The 24,470-nt window shown below is 45.5% G+C and carries 22 protein-coding genes and 1 tRNA gene; 9 read left to right on the top strand and 14 right to left on the bottom strand.

Annotated elements, in window-relative coordinates; translation table 11 throughout:
• Window positions 1-259 precede the first annotated feature (259 nt).
• Together kduI and LQ777_RS18790 are read left to right on the top strand one after the other, a co-directional pair.
• Window positions 260-1,090: a 5-dehydro-4-deoxy-D-glucuronate isomerase gene (kduI, locus tag LQ777_RS18795; protein ID WP_232559478.1), complete on the top strand. Its 831-nt coding sequence runs from the start codon at window positions 260-262 to the stop codon at window positions 1,088-1,090.
• Window positions 1,091-1,120: 30 nt separating this feature from the next.
• Complete coding sequence (locus LQ777_RS18790) at window positions 1,121-2,302, top strand: glycoside hydrolase family 88 protein (protein WP_232559477.1); 1,182 nt, start codon at window positions 1,121-1,123, stop codon at window positions 2,300-2,302.
• Window positions 2,303-2,353: 51 nt separating this feature from the next.
• Here the strand turns inward: LQ777_RS18790 and LQ777_RS18785 are convergent, their stop codons facing one another.
• Entirely contained in the window at window positions 2,354-2,815 is a 462-nt protein-coding gene (locus LQ777_RS18785) for an OsmC family protein (RefSeq protein WP_232559476.1), read from the bottom strand.
• Window positions 2,816-2,891: 76 nt separating this feature from the next.
• On the opposite strand from LQ777_RS18785, the gene LQ777_RS18780 reads away from it, so the two are divergent.
• Window positions 2,892-3,245 (top strand): hypothetical protein, encoded by a 354-nt coding sequence (locus LQ777_RS18780; RefSeq protein WP_232559475.1) that lies wholly within the window; start codon window positions 2,892-2,894, stop codon window positions 3,243-3,245.
• Between the two features lie 12 nt (window positions 3,246-3,257).
• Here the strand turns inward: LQ777_RS18780 and LQ777_RS18775 are convergent, their stop codons facing one another.
• From LQ777_RS18775 to pgi, 4 genes are all read right to left on the bottom strand, one after another.
• Complete coding sequence (locus LQ777_RS18775; protein WP_232559474.1) at window positions 3,258-3,824, bottom strand: precorrin-2 dehydrogenase/sirohydrochlorin ferrochelatase family protein; 567 nt, start codon at window positions 3,822-3,824, stop codon at window positions 3,258-3,260.
• A 102-nt stretch (window positions 3,825-3,926) separates the two neighbouring features.
• Window positions 3,927-4,814, bottom strand: a complete 888-nt coding sequence (locus tag LQ777_RS18770; protein WP_232559473.1) for a hypothetical protein — start codon at window positions 4,812-4,814, stop codon at window positions 3,927-3,929.
• 175 nt (window positions 4,815-4,989) lie between these two features.
• Entirely contained in the window at window positions 4,990-5,853 is an 864-nt protein-coding gene (locus tag LQ777_RS18765; protein ID WP_232559472.1) for a PorT family protein, read from the bottom strand.
• Between the two features lie 279 nt (window positions 5,854-6,132).
• The gene (gene pgi / locus LQ777_RS18760; protein ID WP_232559471.1) at window positions 6,133-7,788 is read right to left on the bottom strand and encodes a glucose-6-phosphate isomerase; all 1,656 of its coding nucleotides are present in this window, start codon (window positions 7,786-7,788) and stop codon (window positions 6,133-6,135) included.
• 226 nt (window positions 7,789-8,014) lie between these two features.
• Between pgi and LQ777_RS18755 the strand changes: the two genes are divergently transcribed.
• Complete coding sequence (locus LQ777_RS18755; protein WP_232559470.1) at window positions 8,015-8,863, top strand: 2OG-Fe(II) oxygenase; 849 nt, start codon at window positions 8,015-8,017, stop codon at window positions 8,861-8,863.
• 131 nt (window positions 8,864-8,994) lie between these two features.
• On the top strand, window positions 8,995-10,662 hold the full coding sequence (locus tag LQ777_RS18750) for an ArnT family glycosyltransferase (RefSeq protein WP_232559469.1): 1,668 nt from the start codon (window positions 8,995-8,997) through the stop codon (window positions 10,660-10,662).
• A gap of 60 nt (window positions 10,663-10,722) precedes the next feature.
• On the opposite strand, the gene LQ777_RS18745 is transcribed toward LQ777_RS18750, so the two are convergent.
• The 6 genes from LQ777_RS18745 to LQ777_RS18720 all read right to left on the bottom strand — a co-directional run bounded on the left by LQ777_RS18745 (window position 10,723) and on the right by LQ777_RS18720 (window position 15,329).
• Complete coding sequence (locus LQ777_RS18745) at window positions 10,723-10,965, bottom strand: hypothetical protein (RefSeq protein WP_232559468.1); 243 nt, start codon at window positions 10,963-10,965, stop codon at window positions 10,723-10,725.
• Between the two features lie 78 nt (window positions 10,966-11,043).
• On the bottom strand, window positions 11,044-11,817 hold the full coding sequence (locus LQ777_RS18740; protein WP_232559467.1) for a glycoside hydrolase family 25 protein: 774 nt from the start codon (window positions 11,815-11,817) through the stop codon (window positions 11,044-11,046).
• A gap of 116 nt (window positions 11,818-11,933) precedes the next feature.
• A complete protein-coding gene (locus LQ777_RS18735) occupies window positions 11,934-12,179 on the bottom strand; it encodes a hypothetical protein (RefSeq protein WP_232559466.1) in 246 nt (81 codons plus the stop codon).
• 171 nt (window positions 12,180-12,350) lie between these two features.
• Entirely contained in the window at window positions 12,351-12,986 is a 636-nt protein-coding gene (locus tag LQ777_RS18730; protein WP_232559465.1) for a peroxiredoxin, read from the bottom strand.
• Between the two features lie 158 nt (window positions 12,987-13,144).
• Complete coding sequence (locus LQ777_RS18725; RefSeq protein WP_483012342.1) at window positions 13,145-13,801, bottom strand: response regulator transcription factor; 657 nt, start codon at window positions 13,799-13,801, stop codon at window positions 13,145-13,147.
• Entirely contained in the window at window positions 13,788-15,329 is a 1,542-nt protein-coding gene (locus LQ777_RS18720; RefSeq protein ID WP_232559464.1) for a sensor histidine kinase, read from the bottom strand. The genes LQ777_RS18725 and LQ777_RS18720 overlap by 14 nt, the downstream gene beginning before the upstream one ends.
• An 87-nt stretch (window positions 15,330-15,416) precedes the next feature.
• On the opposite strand from LQ777_RS18720, the gene LQ777_RS18715 reads away from it, so the two are divergent.
• From LQ777_RS18715 to LQ777_RS18705, 3 genes are all read left to right on the top strand, one after another.
• The gene (locus LQ777_RS18715; protein WP_232559463.1) at window positions 15,417-15,917 is read left to right on the top strand and encodes a DUF3299 domain-containing protein; all 501 of its coding nucleotides are present in this window, start codon (window positions 15,417-15,419) and stop codon (window positions 15,915-15,917) included.
• 1,543 nt (window positions 15,918-17,460) lie between these two features.
• Entirely contained in the window at window positions 17,461-18,711 is a 1,251-nt protein-coding gene (locus LQ777_RS18710) for an O-antigen ligase family protein (RefSeq protein ID WP_232559462.1), read from the top strand.
• A gap of 837 nt (window positions 18,712-19,548) precedes the next feature.
• Window positions 19,549-19,950 (top strand): DUF3299 domain-containing protein, encoded by a 402-nt coding sequence (locus LQ777_RS18705; RefSeq protein WP_232559461.1) that lies wholly within the window; start codon window positions 19,549-19,551, stop codon window positions 19,948-19,950.
• A gap of 99 nt (window positions 19,951-20,049) precedes the next feature.
• Here LQ777_RS18705 and LQ777_RS18700 read toward each other — a convergent pair whose 3' ends face one another.
• Both LQ777_RS18700 and LQ777_RS18695 read right to left on the bottom strand, forming a co-directional pair.
• The gene (locus tag LQ777_RS18700; protein WP_232559460.1) at window positions 20,050-22,758 is read right to left on the bottom strand and encodes a S8 family serine peptidase; all 2,709 of its coding nucleotides are present in this window, start codon (window positions 22,756-22,758) and stop codon (window positions 20,050-20,052) included.
• A gap of 459 nt (window positions 22,759-23,217) precedes the next feature.
• Window positions 23,218-23,291: transfer RNA gene (locus LQ777_RS18695), tRNA-Ala, on the bottom strand.
• Between the two features lie 172 nt (window positions 23,292-23,463).
• On the opposite strand from LQ777_RS18695, the gene LQ777_RS18690 reads away from it, so the two are divergent.
• Window positions 23,464-23,718 carry a GIY-YIG nuclease family protein gene (locus tag LQ777_RS18690; RefSeq protein ID WP_232559459.1) on the top strand — a complete coding sequence of 85 codons (255 nt, stop codon included), beginning with the start codon at window positions 23,464-23,466 and terminating at the stop codon, window positions 23,716-23,718.
• Window positions 23,719-23,797: 79 nt separating this feature from the next.
• Here the strand turns inward: LQ777_RS18690 and LQ777_RS18685 are convergent, their stop codons facing one another.
• Window positions 23,798-24,427 carry a C40 family peptidase gene (locus LQ777_RS18685; protein ID WP_232559458.1) on the bottom strand — a complete coding sequence of 210 codons (630 nt, stop codon included), beginning with the start codon at window positions 24,425-24,427 and terminating at the stop codon, window positions 23,798-23,800.
• Window positions 24,428-24,470 lie beyond the last annotated feature (43 nt).

Here is a 24,470-nt window from a genome sequence, read left to right as displayed (position 1 = left end):
AAAAATATCGGCGGAAAAATAGACCAAGCGGCATTCTGTTCCGCTCAGAATGCAAACGGTTGCGGCATCGTTTGCATAAAAATCGTCGCCATTATCAAGGATTTTGTCAGCTGATTCTTGCGAATAGTTGTATAATTCGGGTAATATTCAGGAAAAAGCCAGTGATTGAGGTAGTTCAATCGGGTAGATTACCGACGATAGAAATTGGATTTACCAGAGAAAACAGCCTTTCATTAGCATTAACTATCATACTTTACCCATGCAGGTACGTTACGCAATTGGACCAAACGAAACCCGTCGTTTAGATACGAATGGCCTTCGAGAGAACTTTCTGATTGAAACCCTTTTTGTTGCCGACACCGTGCAACTGTGTTATAGCCATTTCGATCGGGTTATCGTCGGTGGTGCCAAGCCCGTTGACACATCGACAGAGCTGCCAACCTACAGCGAACTGAAAAGCGATTACTTTTTGGAACGACGTGAACTGGGGGTGATCAATGTGGGGGGCGCTGGAACCATTCAGGTCGATGGGCAAGCGTACGAACTGGGTAAACTGGATTGCTTATACATCGGGCGCGGAAGCCGTCACATCACGTTTGGGAGTCAGAACGCCAACGATCCGGCTCTTTATTACTTGCTGTCAGCTCCGGCACATACGAGTTATCCAACCCAGAAAGCGGCACAGCAGGATGTGTTTTCGGCACCGATGGGATCGAAAGAAGGTGCTAACGAACGGGTGATCTACCGCTACATTCATCGCGACGGGTTGCCGAGTTGCCAACTGGTGATGGGGCTTACTATTCTCCAGCCGGGTAGTGTCTGGAATACGATGCCTGCCCACGTTCACGACCGGCGGATGGAAGCTTACTTTTACTTCGATCTCGACCCGGCCCACCGGATTGTTCATCTGATGGGACAACCCACCGAGACCCGGCATTTGCTGGTCGCCAATCATCAGGCTGTTTTATCGCCACCGTGGTCCATCCATTCAGGTTGCGGCACAACGAACTACTCATTTATCTGGGGTATGGCGGGTGAAAATACAGACTACGCCGATATGGACATGACAGCCATTGCCGATCTGCGGTAACACAACGGACTTTCCTAACTCTCATTTTTTATGAAACGTTTTTTCATTATTCCCTTAGCCTTGCTAACCTTTTCCGTCGCGGCTCAGTCGCCCATCGACGTTGACAAAGAGTTTGCGTTTGCCGCTCAGCAGTATGAAGGCATGCTGAAAACCCACCCTGACACCACCAAATTTCCCCAATCGACCAATCCTGACGGGAGCATCCGCAATATGAAGTCAGACTGGTGGTGCAGTGGATTCTTCGGAGGATCGTTATGGTATTTGTATGAGCGGACCAAGACCCCGGCCTTGAAAGAAGCAGCTCACAAATGGTCGATGGCGGTAGCGAAGGAACAGTACAATACGGGTACGCACGACCTCGGCTTTATGCTGTATTGTCCGTTTGGAAACGGGTATCGCTTAACCAAAAACGAAGCGTACAAGCCGATTATGCTGACCGGAGCCAAGTCGCTGGCCACTCGTTTTGATCCTAAAGTGGGGGTGATCAAGTCGTGGAACAAATTTCAGAACTACAATTACCCGGTGATCATCGACAATATGATGAATCTGGAGTTTCTGTTCTGGGCCGCCAAGGAATCCGGTAATAAAGAGCTACGCAACATCGCCATTACGCACGCCGATAACACCCTGAAAAATCATTTCCGGCCTGATCATAGTAGCTATCACGTAGTTTGTTATAACTCAGATGGCACCGTAGCCGATAAGAAAACAGCACAGGGAGCGGCTGATAATTCGGCCTGGGCGCGTGGACAGGCGTGGGGTTTGTATGGGTATACGGTGATGTACCGCGAAACGAAAGACAAAAAGTATCTGGAGCAGGCCCGGCATATTGCCGATTTTTATCTAAATCACCCAAACTTGCCAGCAGACAAGATTCCGTACTGGGATTTCAATGCGCCTAACATCCCAAATGAGGAGCGTGATGCGTCGGCGGGAGCTATTGCGGCTTCAGCGCTGCTTGAATTATCGACCTACGGTGGTCCTTCGGCCAAAACGTATTACCAATCGGCAGTAAAGATGCTGCAAAGTCTGGCGAGTCCGGCCTATAAAGCTAATGCAGGAGAGAACAACAACTTTATCCTGAAGCATAGCGTGGGCAACAAACCCGGCAAGAGCGAAATTGATACGCCCCTGATCTACGCAGATTACTATTTTCTGGAAGGGCTGCTACGCTACGATGCCCTCCGTAAAAAATCAGCGTACAAATCATAACCGTTCGAGAGCCTCTGAGATGATCGCTGATCGTCTCAGAGGCTTACGGAGTTACTCAGAAATCTCGAATGAATAGGTTATTTCGGCGGATGGCCGGAATTGAGCCGTTGCCGAGCAGTATTTATCCATCGATAGATCGATAGCTCGTTTGACTTTGTCTTCGCTTAGCTGGCCTTTCAGCAAATAAGTGATATGTATTTTCTTGAACGGTGCGGGCGTAGCGCCTTTCTCCCGCAGACCGTCCACCTTTAAACGAAAGTCCTCGATAACCTGCTTTTGTTTCTGAAGGATAAGAATGACATCAATAGCCGAGCAACCCGCAAGTCCCATCAGCAGCATTTCCATCGGGCGCGCGCCCGCGTTATGGCCACCAATATCCGTTGCTGCGTCGATGTGCTGAGCTACCCCCGATGTGCCGACGGCTTCAAAGTGAAAGGCATCGTCAACACGAACGAGTTCTACCTGCATGGTATTAAATTCTTGGACGGCGTCAACTGGTTGTGAATCAAGCATCGTACTTTTTGCGTTTATAGCGTAGAGTTTGTATTTTCACCGCACGGGCGGCTTCGTAATTCAAACAACCCATATCATGTCCGAGAAATTCACCGACGATCTCTTTGATCTAAAAAATGACAGGCGGCTGAGCGTCTACCTTTACCGGGCGGGCTTTGCTTGCTGGCTGCTTTATATTGTGTCGGGGGCGCGGTTCATGCATTCGGTGAGTATGTACCGTACCGATTTTGGGGTGTTCTCGTTTTTTTTGATGGTAATGGGACTGTCAGCATCAATGATTTACGACTACTATCACCATCCGCTTGAGTTCGCTCAGAAAAAGAAGTGGCTTGCCTTTAGTTATTTAGTACTTGCTGTGTTAGTGTACATTTTTGTTCTGCACAACGAACCGGTATCGCTTGATCATCTATTCGGATCAGGTTTGTTTTAGCGCTATTTGCGCTTATTTCAACACCTTCGTAATCTCGTTTAGTTTTTCCATTTTTTGAACGAAGTCACCTTTCAACTGATTGCGAATGGCGGTCAGGTTGTCGAGTGTTTCCTGTAAACTATCGGGTAGAATATCTTCGAGTACTTCGCGGAATCGTTTGGCAAAGGTGGGCGACTTACCGTTGGTCGAGATAGCGATTTTCAGATCTCCCTTCTTCACAACCGAACTAAGGTAAAAGTCGCACAGGTCGGGTGTATCGGCTACGTTGACCAGAATCCGTCTGGATTTACAATCGGCCTGAACCTGTCGATTAACGTTCTTATCGTTGGTTCCGACGATGACCAGATCTTTATCGGCCAGGAACAACTCGTGGTAAGGCTCCTGAATCAGCTCTAGCTTGGGGTATTTTTGGGCTAATTCCTGGATCTCGGAGCGGATTTCGGGGGCAACCAGCGTAATACGGCCATTCGGTGAATTGCCGAGCAGAGCCGTTAACTTTTCCAGTCCTACATAACCACCACCCACAATGAGCGTATGCAGGTTTTCAGCTTTGACAAAAATAGGGAATAGCGTATTCATAAAAATAGTCGATAGTTGTTCGTCAACAGTCGTTTGCAGTAGGGACTAACAAACTTACGGTATTAACGAACGACTATCGACTAGTAGAAATGAAGTTCTTTTTTAGAACTTAACACCCAAATTGACGCCCAGAATCCGGCGCTTGGTGTTGCTGACGTTGTTCAGCACATCTGCAAATCCGTAGTGGTAAACGAAATCAAGGAACAGCGGACCCGCATCAAAACCAATGTTGGCCAAACCGTTGACGGTTGCTGCGGCAAAATCACTCTGAGAAAAGTTAAATGCGTTGTTGTTGACGCCCAGCGGAGCCGCGTATTCAGCCCCAATCTGAAGGCGAACACCGGAGATACCCCGCTCTGATTGCGCGATCTTCACACCGATATACGCAGGAACGTGAATGTATTTTTGATCTACGTTAGAGGTAATATCGCTGATACCATTTACCTGACCATCGCCAGCCCGGAAAAAGTCGGAACTAGATGTAAGGTATTCGGCCCCAATCTGACCGTAAACGCGGCCACCACCCCGTACAAAGAAGCCTAGTTGGTAACCTAGCCGACCGCTCAGATTGTTGCCTTGCACATCCTCGCCCTCAAACCGGGTTGAGTTGGCACCCGCATAGATTCCCAGCGTAAAATTCTTGTAGTTTTCCCGACGCTGCTTCCGCTCTTCAACTTCTACACTACGTTGGCCATCTTCGAATCCTTCATCGTACGCTTTACTTAGATCGCGCTCATCGAACATGCGACCGTAGTTCCGGCTATTTCCCATCCGGTCTTCGTAGCGATTGTCGTACCGGCGGTTATCGTCGTTTCGCTGATTAAATTCCCGTCGTTCGTCGATACGCTCTTCGTACATTCGGCGTTCGTCCCGACGCGATGGGCGGTAATCTCGATCGTAGCGGTCATTGTAAGAATTTTGCTGGCCTAAAGCCAAGCCTGCACTGCACACTCCTGCCAGTAGCAATGCTGCATTTAGTGATTTTTTCATAACGTGTTGAGTTGAGCAAAAGGTACATACCTATGTTTTCTTACAACTATGTCGCCTTATTGAATGTTTGGCTTATTTGTGGTTCGTCACGGATGAGGTCGTAAACCAGCGATACTAGTCATAAAAAAGCCGCCCCTGAAAGAGACGGCTTTGTCTGTTGATGAAGAACCTATGATTAGAATTTGAAGCCTACGCTTGCGCTCAGAATCCGGCGCTGCGATCCTGCAAATCCTGTGTTGCGGTTGATAACGTCGCTGAAGCCGTGGTGATACGTTAGATCAAGGAAGACAGGACCTGCATCAAAACCTAACTGACCTAAGCCGTTGAACGTACCGTTTTTGAACTCTAGGTTGTTCAGGTTACCGAATGAGTTGCTGCTCGATCCAATCTGGTTCGCGTATTCAACACCCACTTGCAGACGTACTGCCGAAATACCACGATCTGATTCAACCAGTTTGTAACCGATATAAACTGGAACCTGGATGTATTTGAGGTTGATTTGGTCTCTAATATCCGCTGGCGATTGACCTGAGCCTGCTACGAAGTAGTTCGAGCTAGATGCGAAATACTCAGCACCGATCTGACCGTAAAGACGACCACCACCCCGCACGAAGAAACCAGCCTGATAACCCAAACGACCTGTCAGATTTTCGCTGCCACCACCGGTATTGATTGACTCACCTTTAAATTTGGTTGTGTTCAGACCCGCGTAGATACCAAACACGAAGTTTTTGTAATCGTTGGTTTTTTTGTCGCGCGCCGTGGTCGTGTAGGTGTCAGTCGTAGTTGTTGTTGTAGCACCCGTGTTGTTGTAGCTGTTCGTCGAAGGTGTCGTTGAATAGGTACTGTTGGCATTCATGTCCGACGTGTTCTCCGATGACGTTGTGGTGGGCGTCGTCGAATAGGTACTGTTTGTCTCGGTCGTTGGAGACGAATTGTAAGATGATGTAGTCGTCGAATAAGCATTTGTAGTGCTTTGTCCGTTCGCCAGACCAGCACATAGCAGACCAGCTGCGAGTAGTGTAATTTGAGCTTTCATAATTTTTCTACAGCGTTGAGTTGTATAAAAAAAGGGTGTAATTTGTATTACACCCCATTAACAGCCCTGTTACAAACAATGTTTTTAGATTTTTCCAATTTGTTCGGATTACGGACCGTTAGGTTTCTAAATTTTATGATGAACTGGAAACTTTAATCTGTATAAAATACACAAAGAAATAAATCTGGCAGTTTGATCATCTTCTCATAGGAGGATAAACAATATTTTTGACCTGTTTTTTGAGAAAATGCTTTTTTGACGCTTACAGCCAATTTTTTTCTATTCGTTGCGTAATTTTTTAAACGCATTGATCAAACCATTGGTCGAGCTGTCGTGAGTATTAACCGGAGCGTCGTCCTGTAACTCGGGTAAAATTCGGCTTGCCAACTGCTTTCCTAACTCTACGCCCCACTGATCAAAACTGTAAATATCCCAGATGATACCCTGCGTGAAAATCTTGTGCTCGTAAAGCGCAATCAGGCTGCCCAAGGTGCGAGGGGTGAGTTTTTTGAACAGAATCGAATTGGTTGGCCGGTTACCGGAGAATTCCTTGAATGGGGTCAGGAAAGCAACCTCTTCGTCGCTTTTGCCCGCTTTACGCAGTTCATCCCCGGCTTCTTCCGCATTTTTGCCGTTCATCAGCGCTTCCGTCTGCGCGAAGAAGTTAGCCAGCAAAATCTTGTGGTGGTCGCCAATGGGCCGCTGACTGATGGCCGGAGCCAGAAAATCACAAGGAATCAATTTCGTGCCCTGGTGGATAAGCTGGTAAAACGCGTGCTGACCGTTGGTGCCGGGTTCACCCCAGATGATCGGACCCGTTTGCCAGTCAACCGGCTGGCCATCGCGGTCAACCGATTTACCGTTACTTTCCATATCGCCCTGCTGGAAGTAAGCCGCAAAGCGGTGCATGTACTGGTCATACGGAAGAATCGCTTCGGTCTGAGCGCCGAAGAAATTGTTGTACCAGATGCCGACTAGAGCCAGCACCACGGGTAAGCTTTGCTCGGCGGGGGTGTCCCGGAAGTGCAAATCCATTGCGTGACCACCTTCCAGCAGTTCTTCAAAGTTATCGAAGCCAATGTATAAAGCAATTGATAAGCCGATAGCTGACCAAAGCGAATAGCGTCCGCCAACCCAGTCCCAGAAACCAAACATGTTGGCCGGATCGATACCAAATTTTTCTACCGCAGCCTTGTTTGTCGAAAGAGCAGCAAAGTGTTTGGCAATAGCTGCTTCATCCTTTGCCGTATCGAGGAACCACTGCCGGGCGGTTTGGGCATTGGTCATTGTCTCCTGCGTCGTAAAGGTTTTCGAGGCAATCAGAAACAGCGTCGTTTCAGGCTTAACCGTCTGTAGCGTTTCGTAGATATGCACACCATCCACGTTCGACACAAAATGGACCCGCAGATCAGGGCTCGCGTACGGTTTCAGCGCTTCGGTTACCATGACCGGGCCCAGGTCCGAACCGCCGATGCCAATGTTGACGATGTCGGTAATAGCTTCGCCCGTGTAGCCTTTCCACTCACCCGACCGAATGCGCTCGGAAAACTCTTTCATGTGATCCAGCACTTCGTTTACCTCCGGCATCACGTCCTGACCGTCGACCAGCACGGGCGTGTTCGAACGATTGCGTAGGGCTACGTGGAGTACGGCGCGGTCTTCGGTCCGGTTGATTTTGTCGCCCGAAAACATGTTGCGGATCGCTTCCGATAAACCTGCCTGTTCGGCCAGCTGGAGCAGTAGTCCAAAGGTTTCGTCAGTGATACGGTTCTTGGAGAAGTCAAGCAGGATGTCTTCAAACTGCCGGGTAAACTTCGGAAAGCGCTCGGTATCGTCGGCGAACAAGTCGCGGAGATGCCTGTTTTTCAGTACGTCGTAATGAGCCTGTAGTTGAGCGTAGGCCGGGAGACTCGTAAAGCGATGATTCGGAAGCATGGGAAAGAAAGTTTTCGGTTTACAGGTTTACGATTATAGTTTCTGGTGCGATGCCCGGTCCGGATTTTTACAAAATAGTCCAGCCTGGCTAGCAACCCATTGAAAACGACAACGTCAACCAGCAAACTCATTTTGTCGGCGCGAATATCGTATTTCCCACGCAATCTTTTTCCGGATAAATCGGTTTCCTTGTAAACTGGTCTAATTATCGAATTACCTTTACGGTATGAATACTATCTCGACCGATACGCTCTTCGACTACGACCGCTGGCAGGTTTCGCTGCCCGCTGACGCTCAACGGTATCAACAGAACCAACCTTACCCGCATATTGCGCTAGAGAATTTTCTGGAACCTGCGGCAGCCGAACGAGCACTCGCGTCTTTTCCTGCCGTCGGTGACGCGGGCTGGATTCATTACGTTCATGTAAATGAGAAAAAGCACGGTCTAAACAAGATGGACTTGCTGCCATCTGCCATTCAGGACGTTATTCGTGAAATGAACTCGCCCCGCTTTGTTGCTTATTTGAGCAAACTCACGGGTATTCCAAACCTGCTTCCGGACGATTCGCTTGAAGGAGGAGGGTTACACCAATCGAAGCGAAATGGCTTTCTGAATGTGCACGCCGACTTTACGGTTCACCCGCACAAGCGTAATTGGCGTCGGCGCGTAAATCTGCTTATCTACCTCAATCACGACTGGAAACCCGAATACCGGGGTGATCTTGAATTGTGGGACCGACAGATGAAGGGAGTAGTGCAAAAGATAGCACCTATCTTTAACCGGTGCGTTGTTTTTAATACCGACGAAGATTCGTACCACGGTCTGCCCGATCCGATTCTGTGTCCGGAAAATATGACCCGCAAATCTATCGCGCTCTACTATTTTACGGAAGAATCGGTAACGCCGACGCTGCGTGCTACCAATTACAAAGCCCGCCCGGAAGATGGTGCGAAAGCGATTTTGATCTGGTTGGATAAAAAGCTGGTGGCTACTTATACGACGGTCAAACGGGCGCTGGGTATCGATGACGCATTTGTTAGTAATATCCTTAACCGGCTGAGTGGCAAGAAGTAAGCCGTGTTGATTAGTAGCTATTGGTCAACAAAACTGGTTCGAACAAACTCTATGGAGGTGATGCCTCAAACATTTTTACTTACTTTTACAGCCCTGTTCACCCACGTGGACAGGGCTTTTTTGTGTAGCGTATGAATCAAAAACTGTTTTACTCGCTGCTATTTGCGGTGGCGGGCGCGTTGTTGTTTATTCCCTTTCTGGGAGGTGTCCGGCTTTTCGATTGGGACGAAATTAATTTCGCAGAATGCTCGCGCGAAATGGTTGTGCTAGGCGACTACCTGCGGGTGCACGTCGATTTTAAGCCGTTTTACGAGAAACCACCGTTTTTCTTCTGGTGCCAATCGCTGATGATGAATTTGTTTGGTACCAATGAGTTTGCCGCTCGTTTGCCGAATGCTATCTGCGGGATTATTTCACTCATCTATTTATATAATTTGGGTGCAAAACTGCATGGTCATCGGTTTGGATTGATCTGGGCGCTGACGTACTTAGGCTCGGTTACACCACACTTGTATTTTCGGTCCGGTATCATCGACCCATTCTTCAACCTGTTTATTTTTATCGGATTAGTCAATCTGATCTTTGCCTCCTGGAAGCGGGAAGGAACCGCCAGTAATCTGCTGTTGCCAAGGGGCGTGTGGGGCTACTTGTTTATTGGCGGCTTCGTGTTGGGGATGGGCGTAAATACAAAGGGGCCAGTCGCCTACCTGATCGTGTGTCTGACGTTAGGCGTTTATTGGATACTGAGCCGTTTTCGCTGGTTTATTACACCCGTCCAGTTTTTGTTTTATTCGCTGTCGGCAACGCTTGTATCAGTGGCCTGGTACGGTCTTGAGACGTTTTTGCACGGTCCGGTTTTCATCACCGAGTTTATCAAATATAACTTCCGCCTGTTCAGCACCCCTGACGCCGGTCACGCTGGTTTTCCGGCTTACCACTTCATTATCCTGTTGGTTGGCTGCTTTCCAGCGTCGATTTTTGCCATTCGGGGGTTTGGCTCACTGATGATTGAACGAAACTACCAGCGCGAGTTCCGACGGTGGATGCTCATTTTGTTCTGGGTCGTGTTGATTCTTTTCAGCATTGTACAGTCCAAGATTGTTCACTACTCGTCGATGTGTTACTTCCCGCTGACGTACATAGCGACGTTGACACTGATCCACCTCGAAACAAATAAGATCCGGTTCAACAACTGGCTTCGGGCGGGCCTCATTGTGATTGGTGGAATTTATGTCCTGGCGACAATTGGCTTACCGATTTTGGCTCATCACATGGACATCGTTAAATCCGTGGCTGATCAGGATGCGTTCACACAGGCAAATTTGAACGCAAAAATCAATTGGACAGGCTGGGAGGTAATACCGGGTGTGTGGTTGCTTGTTGTACTGGTATTGAGTCTAACCTGGTTCAACCAGCGGCAGACAGACCGGGCCATTGTCGTTTTGTTTGGCGGAATGGCCGTGTTCATCACCCTCACGTTATGGTTTTTTATCGGTCGCATCGAAGGTATTTCGCAGGATGCGGCTATGCGCTTTTTTGAGCGGGCGCAGGGGCAGGACGTTTACGTAAAAACCTATGGGTATCGGAGTTATGGACCATTTTTTTACACACAGAAACCGGCCGTCACGAACCCTAATTATTATGACGAAAACTGGCTGTTACGCGGCAAGATTGACAAAGACGTGTGGTTCATCAAGAAGAACGTCGAAACTCAGACCCCGCTTGATTCCTTGCCAGACATCAAGAAGACGGGTGAAGAAAACGGATTTGTATTCTACATAAGAAGGCACAAGCCCTAGGTACATAAGCAAAAGAGCCAGCATAAAACTGGCTCTTTCGTTTGTATAAATATGAAGTGACTAGTTGTTTGCGCTCTTAACAGAATCACGAACGGCTTCGCGGTAGTCTTTGCGAGCTGAGTCTAGTTCGCTTTGTTCTTCCATTACTTTAGCCGTGTCACCTTCGTTCTGGGCTTCGATAACGTCTTCTTTCTGATCTTGAACTTCTTCAGCCTTGTTTTCTTTTTTCGAATCACAGCTCATTAGCGATGTAGCACTCAAGAAGGCAAAGCCCACTGCCAGTATAAATTGTTTGCTTTTCATTATTGTTAGATTGTTACAGCCTAATAACCGTCAACTTTTTATTTTGTTTTCGGGTAGGTAGCAGAATTAACATATAAGTCACAAACAGATCTCGGCCAGGCGGTCTTCGTCCATCACAAAGACGTTGAAATCTACTTGTCCGCGAATGCCCTGCACCCAGCCGTTTTGACTGTGCTGCCAGAGATATAAATAGTCGGGATCGTAAGATCGAAGATGTTTGGTTGAATAATCGGCAATCCAGAGGGGATAGTCGTCCAGATTACCTTTGATGTATCGCTTATAAAGATTGCCATTAGTGTAAATAATCGGCCTAGCCTTGTAGTGTTCTTCAATTGTAGCCAGCCATTGGCGTAGACCATTAATAATCGTTTCGTCGGATTGACCATTGGTAACCTCAAAATCGACGACGGGTGCAAAGTCACCAGTGGCTAGTTCGACGTGACGGATAAAATTCTGAGCCTGTTTAAGCGGGTCACGGGTGGGGTGGTAAAAATGGTAGGCTCCCCGGCGCAGTGCTGATTTTTTAGCCTCGCGCCAATTTTTATCGAAGTGTTTATCCGTCATTGTAGCACCTTCCGTCGCCTTGACAAAAACGAACTGCAAACGTACGCCCTCGGCTTCCATCTGCCGCACTCGCTTCCAGTTGATCCGATCATTATGCCGCGATACATCGATACCGTGAATGCCGTAGCGCATGGGCAAGCGAATACCAAAAGCCTGAACAAAACGCCAGTCCATGTCCTCTCGCCGATAGGCTCTAAAGATCAGATAGCCCAAGAGCAACACCATGAAGGCCGCTATCCAGAGACTATACCGCCGAAAAATGATGCTGATCAAAACGCGTATCTTCATGAAGAGGTACTTACTTTTTTGGACGAAATTACAGGTTTACAATTGAATGAGCGAACATAAAAAAACCTCCTGCAAGTTTGCAGGAGGCCGAATCATATGGAATGGCTAGACCTGGATTAGTCGTGGCCTTCAAGTTTAACCAGTTTGTTATACAAGCCCAAAAGTAGGAACGGTGCTGCCCATTGTCCAACAAAGAGGCTACGCTTCTGATCACCTTGGTATTGCAAAAACAAAGACACGGCCATTGAACCCAGTGCCGACCATAGGAACAGGTCAGATGGTAATTTAGCGGTTTGTTCCTCGATGGCAGTGGCTACTGGACCTTCTTTATGTTCTGGATTGGAGTTTTGTAACTTAGACATAACGTTGATATGTTTGGTTGATAACGAAGGCTTAACCAGCAAGCAAAAAGGTTTGTTTGAATCGGGGGTTAGTCTTTGAGCAATAAAACAAAAGTCGTTAGGCATCGGCCAGATACTGTCCCAACAACAGTACTTCTTGACGATACCCAACGACTTTTCGTTTAAAGAAATTTATTTATTCGGCTGTGGCGTTGTGCGCAGGTAAGGTTTCACAAACGTTACGCCTTTGGGAAATTTTTCTTCCAGCTGATCGTTCGTTACCGCTGGCGTAACAATAACGTCGTCACCTTCCTGCCAATCGGCGGGGGTAGCTACCTGGTAGTTAGCCGTCAGCTGCAACGAGTCGATAACGCGCAGCAGTTCATTGAAGTTACGGCCCGTTGATGCCGGGTAGGTCAGCGTTAACTTGATTTTCTTATCGGGGCCAATCACAAACACCGAACGAACCGTTGCTTTTTCGCTGGCATTCGGGTGAATCATATCGTAAAGCGTTGCCACTTGACGGTCCGCATCGGCAATAATTGGGAAGTTTACCTCTGACCCTGTTACATCCTTAATGTCAGGCGTCCAGCGGTTATGTGACTCCAGATCGTCTACCGAAACAGCGATGACCTTCACGTTACGCTTACCAAATTCATCCTTTAATAACGCTGTTCTGCCCAGCTCAGTGGTGCAAACAGGAGTAAAATCGGCGGGGTGCGAGAAAAGCATTCCCCATGAATTACCGAGCCACTCATGAAATTGAATGTGACCTTGGGTTGTATCGGCCTCAAAATCGGGGGCAATGTCTCCTAAACGAAGTGACATAGTTGAGATGGTTTTATTGATTAACTCGATATACTTAATATAGTAGTAATGAAATGGAAAAACCGGCTTATACGACCGGTTTCTCGATGTAAACGTAGAAAAGATTTTCCTAGTTCGCAATGCGTTGATTCATCTCATTCGAAAAGCGCGGAGCATTTTCAAATAAGTTTTTCCTCAACCGCAATTCGAACCAGCTCGGCAGCATTGCGAACCTGTAAGCGACGCATCATGTTGGCGCGGTGGTTGTCGACCGTACGAACGCTCAACTGGAGTCGTTCCGCAATTTCCCGGCTGCTCATCCCATCGACCAGGAATTGTAGAATCTCCTTCTCCTTGTTCGATAAGCGGGAGGGTTGAACCTCCCGGCCTTGTTTACTGCCTTTCTTAAGTTGCTGCATGTAGCCGCTTAATATAATGGAAGCCACCGGCGAGCTGTAGTACTTTTCGCCACCAGCGATCATGCGTATCGCTTTGATCATTTCGTCCGAGGAAGAGTCTTTGAGGATATAGCCATAGGCTCCGGCTTCTACCGAGCGCAGGATGTAATCTTCATTGTTGTGCATCGACAGCATTAAGACCCGCACGCTCTTATACAGTCGGCTGATAACTTGTGTTGTTTGAATACCCGACATACCGGGCAGAGAAATGTCCATAAGGACCAGATCGGGCTGATGCGTTTTGAGCTTTTCTAACGCTTCTTCGCCATCGTTGGCTTCATCGATAATTTCCAAGCCATCGGCCTGTTCCAACAACAGCCGAATCCCATCGCGGACAATCGAATGATCATCCACAAGCATTAATTTAATTGGCGTCATAGTGCGCAGATTGCATCTTGTACGGTATACTAACTTGTACTTTTGTACCTTTTCCGGGTACCGAATTAATTTTCAACTTGCCGTTGAGCAGTTTTGCCCGTTCCTGCATGTTGTGTAAACCTTGCGATGGAGCACGGCCATCTTGGGTTTGGTGCGAAAGCTTCGAACGCTGGTTCTCCGGACGAAATCCCCGCCCATCATCGCTGACGATCAGGTGTACATAGTTCTGGCGTTCGATCAACTCAATATGAATATGTGAAGGATGTGCGTGACGTACTGCATTACTTATGGCTTCCTGCGTAATGCGGTACAACATAATCTCCACATTTTTATCTAAACGCGGATCATCGGCTGTAAGGTTCGATTCGAAAGTTACATCTATTGTTTCACTACGATCATTTTCGGCCAGCATTTTGATGGCTGGAATAACCCCAAAATCGCTTAAAACCGTCGGCATCAAATTATTAGAGATCGTACGGGTTTCTTGAATAGTTTGGGTAACCAGTTTCTTAAGGTTACTAATATTTTTAGAGTGGGCCGTTAGATCACTTGTTCCCTGTTGAGCCGCCCGCTTGAGACCCGCTTCCAAACCCTCAATCTGAAGTTTGATCGCCGTTAGCATCTGGCCCAATCCATCGTGTAATTCCCGCGATAACCGTTTCCGCTCATCTTCCTGGCCAGCCATTAAATACGACGTGCGTAATTTTTGTTCGTCCATTTCCTGCTGGTATTGAAGCCGGGTCGCTTCGAACAGTTTCTGCCGCGTTTCGCTGAGCGATTTGTTTACGCTCAATAACTGTTTATTGGCTATACTAGCCTGTTGTTCTGCTTCAATTAGTTGGGCAATGGTCTGCTTTAGACGGCGTGTGGCAGGACGGAAGATAAGTACCCCAATACCTAGCAGTACCAGGATTGAAACTATATACAGATAAAGCTCAATCGATTCGAGTCGCGTAAGCTGATTGCGAAGATCCCCCGTATGTTGACGTACGATAGCGTCAATCTCTTCCAGAAATGGTTTCTCGTTGGCCAGAAGCAATTTTAAACTGGCCTGTACGTCAGGCTGTACCACTTCGTCTGGGCTACGGAGGTTTATCAAGCGCCTAATGCTGCGCTGAAAGGCCGTGAATTCAGGATTGATCTCATTGTAGAGTACCTGTACATTAGCCGAATTGGGAATCGTTACATTGTGATCGCTTACTTTACCTTCACGACTTTGCAGATGGTACCGTTCAAACGTGGTGAATACATGACGTAATTCCGAAAGGTTCTGGTCGAAGTTAGCCCGTTCGTTGATATCAGTTACCTGAAGTGCCTGCTTGACAATCTGCTGACTTTGATGTCGTTGTAAAGCGGTGTACCGAATAATCCACAGTTCATCCTGTACCGTACCAAGACGCCACTGCGTGAGAATTTGCCCCCCGGTAAGCAGCACAGCGAGGACAACAAATAAAGTTACATACAGGCGCGTAAACCGAAATGGAATTGCCTGGTCGTTTTTTGTGTTATCGTTGAGTAGTTCGGACACCGTCAGTTGGATCGAAGCAAATAATTGAGTAAATGTAGTAAATTTCGTAATTTTACTTCACACTTGTCACATACTGTGTATAACGCCATGAACCGCTTACTCGTTGCTCTGCTATTCGCCAGTTTTGTTGCATTTTCTTTCCGGCCGCTGGAACCCGTCACCCCAGGCCGTGGAGTCACTTCAAAGACCGTTGCTGCGGCTGCTGAGCCAGTGAAACTGTCGTGGGAGGTCTTACGCGATGTTACGTTCAAAAAGAAATGGTACGCTGAAGAATCAGTATACATGCTTTATCCAACATTCGGACAAGGTATCCAGAAACTTAATGGCAAAACCGTCGAGCTGACCGGCTACGTGTTGCCCGTCGATCTGGAGTCAAACCTGTACGTACTGTCGGCTTTCCCCTACAGCGCGTGTTTCTTCTGCGGAGGAGCGGGTCCTGAGTCGGTGGTGTCGCTAAAGTTTAAGAAAGCAGGCAAGAAGTTCAAGACGGACGAGCGCCGGACTTTTCATGGAACGCTCAAGCTGAACGCTGACAATATCTACGAACTGAACTACATCCTGGCTGATGCCGAGATGGTTGAGCAATAGAAAAAGTTTACCAGTCAATACAAAAGCCCGGAGGACACATAGTCTTCCGGGCTTTCATATTTTAATGGCTGATTGATGGGGTAGCTGAATTCTACAACCAACTATATTTACTAGATCTCTATTCAAACATACAGTTGAATTAATATCACATATGAAATTAAGTACAGAACCTCATTAATTGTAATAAGAATAAAGTTGCATAGGATAACGTCGATCGTCGATTGGGTTACTGAAAGAAAAAATAATAAATCGAAAAACTGAAACAAACGTAGGTAGCTATTCTATATCTTCCGGAAAGTGCTTCACACAGATTTGCCAACAAATCTTTTATCATATCCACTTATGCAACTTTTTCTTCGAAACACGCTACTAGTATTACGTTTGTCAGCTTTTACATGGTCTTGTATAGATCATAGGATGAATACATTGTCGCCACTTCGGGTAAGACTGAAAACTGTTAGTAATCCAGTTAGCAGCATTTCATTTTCTTACGATTTAAATAATCGGTTATCTTCTTTCAGGTTGATGAACAACTCTGTTGGTTTAGTAAAATATAGCCCAAATGGCCAATACCAATGTTTAGACTATTACCTTTCTCCGGGTGACAGAGTCGGGAGTGCCACCATTTTTAACTATTACACGAACGGTAAGCCGAGTGACGCTTACTATTACCAATAGATTGATAGCGTGTTATACACACCAAATACCTTGTTTATCTGTAACTTGGACATACAAGGGCGGCCAATTTCTACATCTAGCGGTTATGTGAGAGTTGTTGATTATGACTATGTATTATATGAGTATAGTAACGATAATATTTTCAGAATTAAGTCATCGTCAATAGGTAACATCAATCACGCTACAGTGCTGTATGAACACGATTCTAAGCTGAACCCTTTTTATGGTCTGCTATTCCGTGATGATAACCCCTACTACGCAACTCGTCTGCAAATGCTGCCTGGCATAGGACACCAGTTTAGTCGCAATAACATCACCAAGATTACAACGGAAGAAGGTAGTGGTACATCTGTAGTAGACCTCATATACCAGTGTGACAACCGTGGTTTACCTATCAGTGTAACTACCAAAGGTGGTATTACGGGGAAGAAAACAGGAGGTTACATTGTGATAGGTCAAGTAACTAGTTTTACTTACGAGTCTTAATTAATCACTTCATTTTAGAGTTGATTGATAGAAACGCCCGGCTATTGGCTGGTCGTTTCTACTTCAACCTAATTTGTATACTTATAAATAATTAAGGTTACAAAAAACAAAAATAAATTTCATAATATAGGTAAAATAGTTAAAAAATGTGGGAGTGTTGTGTCAATGATATTGAATAGTGATATATTTATTATTGTTTATCTCTATTTGTTTATTTTAATTTATGCTTTACTACCTTTAGCTGATTGAATATAAACTATTTGTCCCTTCTATCTTATACAAACCCGATATTAAGGGAAATACAATAGGTATAGCAAAAATTAATTCGTGCTATACCTATCGCCAACACATATCCACATCAAGACAAACATTTCTAGTAATGAAACCTTTTAAGGAAAGTAGAATAAACCTAGTAGATAATATTTACTGGATAGGGGTAGTTTTATTATTTATACCTAAAATAAATATTATACCTGTGCAAGAAAAATCCACAGGTATTCGTCTGGATGACATTTTCATTAGTTATGTTATATTACTTATATTAGCTATATATGCAATCAAAAAATACACGTATTTCTCAAAGATAGAAATATTATTATTTAGCTTTATAAGCCTTGGCGCTTTGTCAAACTTAGCTAATATAGGATTATACGGGCGATCTAATATATTATATTCGTTAAGGCTTATAGAATACTTTAGCTTTTTTTACATTGGTTATCTTGCAAAAACTAAATTTTCTCTAGTAAAAATATCTTACTGGTATATAGTAATAAACTTCGTGATAATTATATTGCAGAGAATGCAAATCGTTGGTGGGTTTTCATCTGAGGGATATGATGAAGACGTTTCGAATCGAGCTATTGGAATTACTGGTGGTCCATGGGAGGTAGGAACTATTCTTGTGTGTGCCCTTTGTATTATTATATATAATACATCATTTACTTATAAAATATATCAACACATAATATTAATAGTAGTATTCTTTCTGCTTATACTTACCGGTGCTCGTATGCCAACTCTAGCTTATTTTATAGTTGTGGTTGCTTATTTTTATAAAGAGATTAAAAATAAATTATTAGTACTAGTAAGTGCTATTATCATTATTCCTCTATCTTTTACTTTGATAGTTCAACTAGAGAACCCAATACTTGCTAGGTCTTCTAATTTGTTTAATTATAATAACGTTGATCAATTTTTTGAGTATTACGATAATACATACATTGACCCTATACACATTGAGTTTCCTGAAATGCCAATTGACTATTATACTTCAGATATAAGCTGGTCAATCAGAGCTTCTAAATGGTCGTATGCTATTAAGTATTGGTCTGAATCATATATATCTTATATTATTGGATTAGGGCCAGGTATGTGGGGTCCTGCTTTAGATGGATCTTGGCTAAGAATATTAACCGAAAGCGGGCTACTAGGATTACTAATTTATGTATCACTATTGCTTGAGATATCCAGAGTCAATCAAGCCATCAGAATGATTGTTATAACAATCTCAATTAATATGCTTATGATTGATATTCACATGTCCTACAAATGCATGGCCTTCTTGTTTCTTACGATTGGATACTATTACCCAAAAAATAAGTTTGTTTATAAGCTGAATTTGTTTAGATAGTTGCTTATAAACGTGTTTTGCTGTCCCTATAATTTTGGCGTAAATCAGTAGGTAGTGTCATGTATATACAGACTTTACTAACGCTACATCAATAACTGGTTAACTATATATCCGAAAATTGAGCAGCAGAATTTTATTTAGTTTGCAGAATAGTTCTTATGCTGTTTATCTCTTGATATTTAGTGAAGTAATTGAGTTTGTAAAAGTTTATAATCTTTATTAATTATAGAATTAACAAAATAGGTAAGGTGTTTTTGGTAAAATAATACCTTTGTGCTCTTTATATACATATAACGTTCTGCTATAGAACAGTTATAGTCAGACTATTCAATGTTATAAAATGCCGAAGTTCTATCCTATAATTAAATTAATTTTTAATAATTTATTCTTTAAATAATATAATGCCTTTTCTGGAAAATTATAGACTGACTTCGAGCTGACTTATGAGATATCCGCTAGTCTAATAACGCTTGTTCTAATTCTTAGAGGATTAAGAAGACTTGATTTTTTAGGACATGTTTCAGATGTTTTTACATAAATTCAACTAGGTCAATAATTTAACTAAAACCTGGTAAGTTTTCTATATAGATATGGCCTTCTTATAATGAGGCATTTATATTCTATTTCTTACTCTATTTATAATATTTTTTTAATATTATGCGAGATATGTGATTTAGCTGCCAAACAACTTGGTTTCGCACTTCCAGTGTTCTATTGAAATGAGAACTTATCTTTTTCTTATAAATGCCTTGAGTCTGGTTTATAATCTGAATAGCCAGATCGTGGATCGTTTGTTTCGATTATAACCGTTACTTATTTTAGTACTAGCTGATATCGTTGCTCAGTAAGAAGGATGAGCCAGTGAAACTGTCGTGGGAGGTCTTACGCGATGTTACGTTCAAAAAGAAATGGTACGCTGAAGAATCAGTATACATGCTTTATCCAACATTTGGACAAGGTATCCAGAAACTTAACGGCAAAACCGTCGAGCTGACCGGCTACGTGTTGCCCGTCGATCTGGAGTCAAACCTGTACGTACTGTCGGCTTTCCCCTACAGCGCGTGTTTCTTCTGCGGAGGAGCGGGTCCTGAGTCGGTGGTGTCGCTAAAGTTTAAGAAAGCAGGCAAGAAGTTCAAGACGGACGAGCGCCGGACTTTTCATGGAACGCTCAAGCTGAACGCTGACAATATCTACGAACTGAACTACATCCTGGCTGATGCCGAGATGGTTGAGCAATAGAAAAAGTTTACCAGTCAATACAAAAGCCCGGAGGACACATAGTCTTCCGGGCTTTTATTTTTATCACTGTTCTACTTGTCTAATTGTTTAATGAATCGCTTAGTTGACAACCAGACGTTTGGATAACAGACTGGTTGGTGTTTTCACATTCAGAATGTAGCTTCCTGGTACCAGATTATTTCCGTCGAAGTTGACCTGATAACTGCCCGCTGATTTTTTCTCGTTGACCAATGTTTGTAGCCGATAGCCCAATAGGCTGGATACCTCTACCAGAACGTGTTCTTCCTTCGCCAGCGTGTAGTTGATGGTTGTAAGCCCCGAGAACGGATTGGGTGACGCCGATACCTGGTATACGTATTCAGGCTGGCTGGCGGCTACCCGCGCCTTCGCCAAGGCTTCCCACTGCGAGAAAGTGCGGGTAACAATAACGGCGAAATCAGCGCGACTGACGGTCTGCAAAGGTTTGAAAACGGCGCGAAGAGTTGGTTTTAAGTCATACGGCCCCTGCGCAACGCTGTAGAAGGCGTTGATCAGATTCAGGGCCAGCGCGACGCTCACGTACCCTTCCATGCCTGCCGGTATGCTGGCTGCATCATCGAGAGTTAACGTTTTTCCATCAACCGTCAGACTAACCGGTTTGCCCGAACGTGCCAGCGCTGCTTCCTGTAATCCCAGACTTTGAACAAGTGAATAAGCCAGCGAAACCCGATTGACATCATCCCAAGGCGCAAAATTATTCTGGCTCCGGGGCAGCATCACGCCTATAAATTTCTGTTCGCCATCCCGCAAGGATGCACCTTGTGCTGTTACCGATTCGGCTAGTAAAGCCTGGCTATCGTTCACATCGTAAAATGATTTTGTACCATTGGTTGGAAAATACTGACGAACAGCCTGGCCCATGCTCAAGTAGTCCGCTAAATGAATCCGCTTAAGCGACTCGTTTGGTTTGAACTCACCGTATAATCCGTCGACCAGGCGCTTGGTTATCGCTAGTTTAATGGATGCTTCGGCTGCGTGACCGGCAATGTCTCCTAGCCCTTTGGTGCCGCTAGCCGTCAGGGTAGAAATCGTGCCGTTGATTGTTTCAGTCACCCCAACGTATCCTTGTATACCGGTTACTTTCAACGTCCAGGCACCCGCCAGGGGTGATGACACGGCCACATTGCGATCCGTAGACAGGGCGAAGGTAAGAGGTACTCCCGAACGATACTGAGTACCGTTGGGATCAACTAGCACTAGACCAACCGTATTACCTGTTTGCTCCAGCAATCCGAAAGCGGCTATTTTAGCTTCGAGGCTGTTTACGCCCGCAGGTACCGAAAATGTAAATTGATTGCTGCTGCTGGTTACTGGGTTGTAGTTGACGGTGAACGCTTGTGTAGAAAGCTGCGAATCAACCGAGCTGTTGAAGTTTCGTGTGCTGTTGAGCGTTGTCCCAAAACTAGCACCCCGGTAAATGTAATCGACAGCGGCATAGGCGTTAACGTATCCCGATCCTACTTCCCAGGATTGCCGGCCAGGCATATTAGTCGCTGTATTTTGAATAATCTGACGGACCTGCGCCGGAGACAGGGAAGATTTAGCTTCCAACATCAGAGCAACAATACCCGCTACGTGTGGAGTTGCCATAGAAGTACCGCTCATAAACGTATAGAAAGGTACATGCGCGGCCTCTAGCTGTGCAATGTCGGTCTGAATACCTAGTGAGGCTACCGGACCGATCACACGAGTTGATATAATGTCTACACCAGGTGCTACAATCGTTGGCTCGTTTTTATAAGTCCACGTTTCGCCATCTACGCTGAACGTACCTCCCTGACCCATTACGCCCCGTGACGAAAAATCAGCCAATCGGCCGTATTTGTCGCCAGCGCCTACCGATATAACCCACGGCGCGATGGCGTATGGGTTGTGCGTGTCTGAGCCAGGACCGCTGTTTCCGGCGGCAAAAACAACGACCATCCCGCGATCGTACGCTTTTTTAGTAACTAGGTTGATCGGGCTGTTCGGATCAAACCGCCCGCTGGTCCCGAACGAATTGCTAATCACCCGAATATTGTACTGGTACTGATGCGTCAGGGCGTAATCGAAACCGCCAATAGCGTCGAGCACCAGCAGGGCACTCCCTGAACCGTAGCCAAGCAGAGAGGCACCGGGAGCAACACCTTCGTACTTTCCGTTGGATTTTGCCCCATTCCCGCCTACCGTGCCAGCGCAATGCGTTCCATGACCTGAGTTTGAATCTGTATTGGGAACGCCTTCGATATAGCTGACCGGGAGAAGCGAATTCAGCGAGTTCAAATTGGTTGTGCCCAGCGTGTTTTGTACCAGATGCGTCCCAAATTTGATGTCGTCGTGCGTACCGTCAACACCGCTGTCGTTGATAAGCACGCCAATTCCTTTTCCGGAAATAGGTAGTCCTTTGTTCGACGCGGTCATCGTTTTGTCAGCCCGTAACCGCTTTACACCCGTTAGATGAGTGGCGTCGTAGTTATAGTAATTAAGTCTTTTGTTGAGATAAAGTGATTTGACCTCTGCGCTCATCGATAATGCGTTTACTTGGGCAGCAGTTGCCAAGATACCCGCAATGGGAAGGGATTTAAGCGTTACGCCCTTTGTAATCCCTATCTGGCGCAGAAGATCAACCTGAGTTGGTAATGGTGCTGCGTCACCTTTAAACGTAACGATGACTTGGGCCAGTGGATTGGTACGTAATGCGTCTTGCAACTCTGGATCGACTACTGCCTGTGCCCAAATAGACTGAACAGACAAAATAAAGAGCACTAACAATGTTAGAAATTGTTTCATTGGCTTATTGAGCTGATTGATACTATGGAACGATTGGTTTCGGGTATGAAAGACACGCCGTCCGTTGAGTAGGACAGAATCAGACTTTCATCAACTCAGTGGAGCGTGTAGCGAACCTGTAAACAGCTGCAGTCTGTGGGAGGAACTACTTCTCTAATGACGACACATACGGAAGGAGTATTAATACGGATTTAATCTTTTTCGTCTTATGAGAAAAATTATGCTTTAATAGTTTTAAGTAGAGTAATTTTATATTAGATAAATAAGTATTGTTGGTATAATATTTTAAATATGATGAAAGTGTGATATTGAGTTTGCAGTTATTACTTATAAATATTTATACAGTGATAGTTTGATAATGAATAAATAATATTGAGAAAGTTATATTTAATGAACGTGCAATAAAAAAAGTCTGCCACGGTATGTAGCAGACTTAAAAGCCGATAGTATGCAGTAGGGTGGAGATAGTCGGATTCGAACCGACGGCCTCTACAATGCCATTGTAGCGCTCTAGCCAACTGAGCTATACCCCCTCAAAAACCACTTGGTGGCGGTTTTGTGGCTGCAAAGATTAGAAAAAAAATAGACTAGCCCAAATTGCTGGTTAAAAAAGTTAAATCGGCCGATACCTGAAACCGCTTACACTTGACCAGGTTTGTTTTATGTTAACAATTACGTAGCTTTGATAATAGTATACGACATCTCATGCATACGGTTTATATCATCTACAGCCCATCAACTGATCAATATTTTATCGGTCAGTCGAAAGACCTGAAAATCACGTTGTGGCAACACAATGCCAAAACAAACCCAGCTACAGCCGAGGGTAAGCCGTGGGAAGTTAAATTCACAAGGCAGTTTGCTACGCGTAATGAAGCCTTAAGCTTAGAGATGAAGCTCAAAAACAAGGACCGAGTTTATTGGGAAGAACTAATCAACAATCCGCAGCCAGCCGTATAGTTCTTGCTGGCGAGATAAAATAATTGTAAAACGAAAAGAGGACGCTCATTAATGAGCGTCCTCTTTTCGTCTTGTAGACTTAAAATGGCCGTAATGCTTTGACAAAGCGCCCCTTGAAGTAATCCGCAAACAAATTATCTTCCCGAACACCCCGCGACGATGATGCGTGAATGAACCGAATATTACTACTGCCGTTGACCTCCGTTACAATACCTGTGTGCGAAACATAACCAGCCTGCCCCTTATCGGGAACGAAGAAGATCAGATCGCCGGGCAGTATATCAGTCACTTCTACTTCCCGGCCTACTTCCGATTGTTGCCACGAAATTCGGGGCATCCGCAAACCTACCGTATTAAAAACAGCAAATACCAATCCTGAGCAGTCGATACCGTCCGTTGTATTTCCACCTGATCGATAGGGAGTACCGGTATACGTTCGGGCTATCTTCACGACTTCCGGAACGTACCGGTTCTCGTACGTTCGCGAATCGACCACTTTACCGACCGACTTGGCAGGGACTGCTGGCGGTCGGGCCGGGGTTTTACCCGTCGGTGTTCGGCGGGCCACTGTGCTGGACCCAGCCGAGCGACGACTGACCGAATGGGACGGTCCCGAAGAGCGTAGCACCTCGCAGGAGGTAAGTAATGAAAGCAGGCAAGTGCTCAGGAGAACGGAGCGCTGTAAGCTCCGTGACCAGCATTGTTGCATATGGATGGGATTTGTAGTGCACGTTTATCGCAGTCATCCAACG

The organism is Spirosoma oryzicola, assembly GCF_021233055.1.
GTDB lineage: Bacteria > Bacteroidota > Bacteroidia > Cytophagales > Spirosomataceae > Spirosoma > Spirosoma oryzicola.
The sequence above is the reverse complement of the archived record's forward strand: the minus strand, read 5'-3'. Positions and strand labels throughout refer to the sequence as shown.